Raw genomic sequence first — 3,360 nt, forward strand, 5'->3', positions numbered from 1 at the left:
AGCAAGGCCACACCCGTGTAGCCTCCAGCTCTTTGATTCCGGGCAACGACCCAACCCTGCTGTTCACCAACGCGGGGATGAACCAGTTCAAGGACTGCTTCCTGGGCCAGGAAAAACGTGCGTACACCCGTGCGACCAGCAGCCAGAAATGCGTGCGTGCCGGTGGCAAGAACAGCGACCTGGAAAACGTCGGTTATACCGCTCGTCACCACACGTTCTTCGAAATGCTCGGTAACTTCAGCTTCGGTGACTATTTCAAGCACGACGCGATTACCTTCGCCTGGACATTCCTGACCGGCGTTCTGAAACTGCCGAAGGAAAAACTCTGGGTCACCGTCTACGCCTCCGACGACGAAGCGTATGACATCTGGACCAAGCAAATCGGTGTGCCAGTCGAGCGCATGATCCGCATCGGCGACAACAAAGGCGCGCCTTACGCCTCCGACAACTTCTGGACCATGGGCGATACCGGCCCTTGCGGCCCGTGCACCGAGATTTTCTACGATCACGGCGACCACATCTGGGGCGGCCCACCGGGTTCGCCGGAAGAAGACGGCGACCGTTACATCGAGATCTGGAACAACGTGTTCATGCAGTTCAACCGCACCGCCGATGGCGTGTTGCATCCGTTGCCAGCGCCGTCGGTGGATACCGGCATGGGCCTGGAGCGGATCAGTGCGGTGATGCAGCACGTCAATTCCAACTATGACATCGACCTGTTCAAGAACCTGTTGAAAGCTTCGGCTGAAGCAATCGGTTGCGAGAATGGCGATCAGTCTTCGCTGAAGGTTGTTTCCGACCACATTCGTTCGTGCGGTTTCCTCATCGCCGACGGCGTGCTGCCGTCCAACGAAGGTCGTGGTTACGTGCTGCGCCGGATCATTCGTCGCGCCTGCCGTCACGGCAACAAGCTCGGCGCCACCGGCAGCTTTTTCTACAAGATCGTTGCGGCGCTGGTCGCCGAGATGGGCGAAGCGTTCCCAGAGCTGAAGAAGCAGCAGAGCAACATCGAGCGCGTACTTAAAGCCGAAGAAGAGCAGTTCTCCAAGACCCTGGAGCACGGTCTGAAGATTCTCGAGCAGGATCTGGCCGAACTCAAAGGCACTGTGGTGCCGGGCGACGTCGTGTTCAAACTCTACGACACCTACGGTTTCCCGATGGACCTGACCGCGGACATCGCCCGCGAGCGCAGCCTGACCGTCGACGAAGCCGGTTTCGAGCGTGAGATGGAAGCCCAGCGAGTTCGTGCACGTTCGGCCAGCTCGTTCGGTCTGGACTACAACACGCTGGTCAAGGTTGATGTGGCCACCGAGTTCACCGGCTACAAAGACACCAGCGGTTCGGCAAAAATTGTCGCTATTTATAAAGATGGCCAGTCGGTTGACGTCTTGAACGAAGGCGAAGAGGCGGTGATCGTTCTGAACCAGACGCCGTTCTACGCTGAATCCGGCGGCCAGATTGGCGACTGCGGTTTCCTGCAGGCGGGCAACGCGCGTTTCGACGTACGTGACACCACCAAAACCGGTGGCGCATTCCTGCACCACGGTGTGCTGGATTCGGGCAGCCTGACCATCGGTGCTCCAGTGGAAACCCACGTGGATGCCGAGGTGCGTCACGCGACTTCGCTGAACCACTCGGCCACTCACTTGCTGCATGCCGCATTGCGTCAGGTACTGGGCGAGCACGTTCAGCAGAAAGGTTCGTTGGTCGACAGTCAGCGTCTGCGTTTCGACTTCAGCCACTTTGAAGCGATCAAGCCTGAACAAATCAAAGCGCTGGAAGATATCGTCAACGCCGAGATTCGCAAGAACTCTGCCGTTGAAACCGAAGAAACCGACATCGAAACCGCCAAGAACAAAGGCGCCATGGCGCTGTTCGGCGAGAAGTACGGCGACAACGTGCGCGTGCTGAGCATGGGCGGCGATTTCTCCGTCGAGCTGTGCGGCGGTATCCACGCCAACCGTACTGGCGACATCGGCCTGCTGAAAATCATCAGCGAAGGCGGTGTGGCATCGGGCGTGCGTCGTATCGAGGCAGTCACCGGTGCCGCGGCACTGGCCTACTTGAACGCGGCAGAAGAACAACTCAAGGAAGCGGCCAGCCTGGTCAAGGGCAGTCGCGACAACCTGATCGACAAGCTGTCGGCAGTGCTCGAGCGCAACCGTGCGCTGGAAAAGCAACTCGAGCAGTTGCAGGCCAAGGCTGCAAGCGCCGCGGGCGACGATCTGTCGAGCTCGGCGCTGGACGTCAAAGGCGTGAAGGTTCTGGCCGCACGTCTGGATGGTCAGGACGCCAAGGCGCTGCTGGCGCTGGTCGATCAGTTGAAAAACAAACTCGGTCGCGCAGTGATCCTGCTCGGCAGTGTCCATGAGGAAAAGGTCGTTCTGGTTGCAGGCGTAACCAAAGACCTGACTGGCCAACTCAAAGCCGGTGATTTGATGAAACAGGCTGCTGCGGCAGTGGGCGGGAAGGGCGGTGGTCGTCCGGACATGGCGCAGGGCGGCGGTGTCGACGCCGGTGCGCTGGATGGCGCACTGGCGCTGACCGTTCCATTCGTCGAGCAAGCTTTATAAGGCGGCGCGCCGGGCCCGCAGTCTAGTGGCGGGCCCGACGGCTGTTTGAGTGATTATTTGGGCGCCCTTCATGGGCAGAGGCGGCTTTGAAATGGCTTTGATCGTACAGAAATTTGGAGGCACCTCGGTCGGCACTGTCGAGAGAATCGAGCAGGTCGCCGACAAGGTTAAGAAATTCCGCGATGCCGGCGATGACCTGGTGGTCGTGCTGTCTGCAATGAGCGGTGAAACCAACCGTCTGATCGATCTGGCCAAGCAAATCAGTGGCGACACTCAACCGGTTCCGCGTGAACTGGACGTGATCGTTTCCACCGGTGAGCAGGTGACGATTGCCCTGTTGGCCATGGCGCTGATCAAGCGCGGTGTGCCGGCGGTGTCGTACACGGGTAATCAGGTGCGGATCCTGACGGACAGTGCGCACAATAAAGCGCGTATCTTGCAGATTGATGACCAGAAGATCCGTGGTGATCTGAAGGCCGGTCGCGTTGTGGTAGTCGCCGGTTTCCAGGGCGTCGACGAGCACGGCAACATCACTACGCTGGGTCGTGGCGGTTCCGACACTACCGGTGTGGCACTCGCTGCTGCGCTGAAAGCTGACGAATGCCAGATCTACACTGACGTCGATGGTGTCTATACCACCGACCCGCGTGTGGTGCCGGTCGCTCAGCGTCTGGACAAGATTACCTTCGAAGAGATGCTGGAAATGGCCAGCCTCGGCTCCAAGGTGTTGCAGATCCGTGCGGTGGAATTCGCCGGCAAGTACAACGTTCCGCTGCGCGTACTGCAC

2 protein-coding genes are annotated in these 3,360 nt (G+C 59.3%); both read left to right on the top strand.

Annotation, left to right across the window (positions count from 1 at the left end):
• A partial coding sequence (gene alaS, locus ACIOVB_RS25260; RefSeq protein ID WP_401272016.1) for an alanine--tRNA ligase occupies window positions 1-2,573 on the top strand: 2,573 nt, incomplete at its 5' end.
• Window positions 2,574-2,664: 91 nt separating this feature from the next.
• Window positions 2,665-3,360, top strand: a 696-nt coding sequence (locus ACIOVB_RS25265) for an aspartate kinase (RefSeq protein ID WP_401272017.1), incomplete at its 3' end; no start/stop codon positions are given.

This window comes from Pseudomonas sp. NPDC087639, assembly GCF_044743385.1.
In the GTDB taxonomy this organism is placed as follows: domain Bacteria; phylum Pseudomonadota; class Gammaproteobacteria; order Pseudomonadales; family Pseudomonadaceae; genus Aquipseudomonas.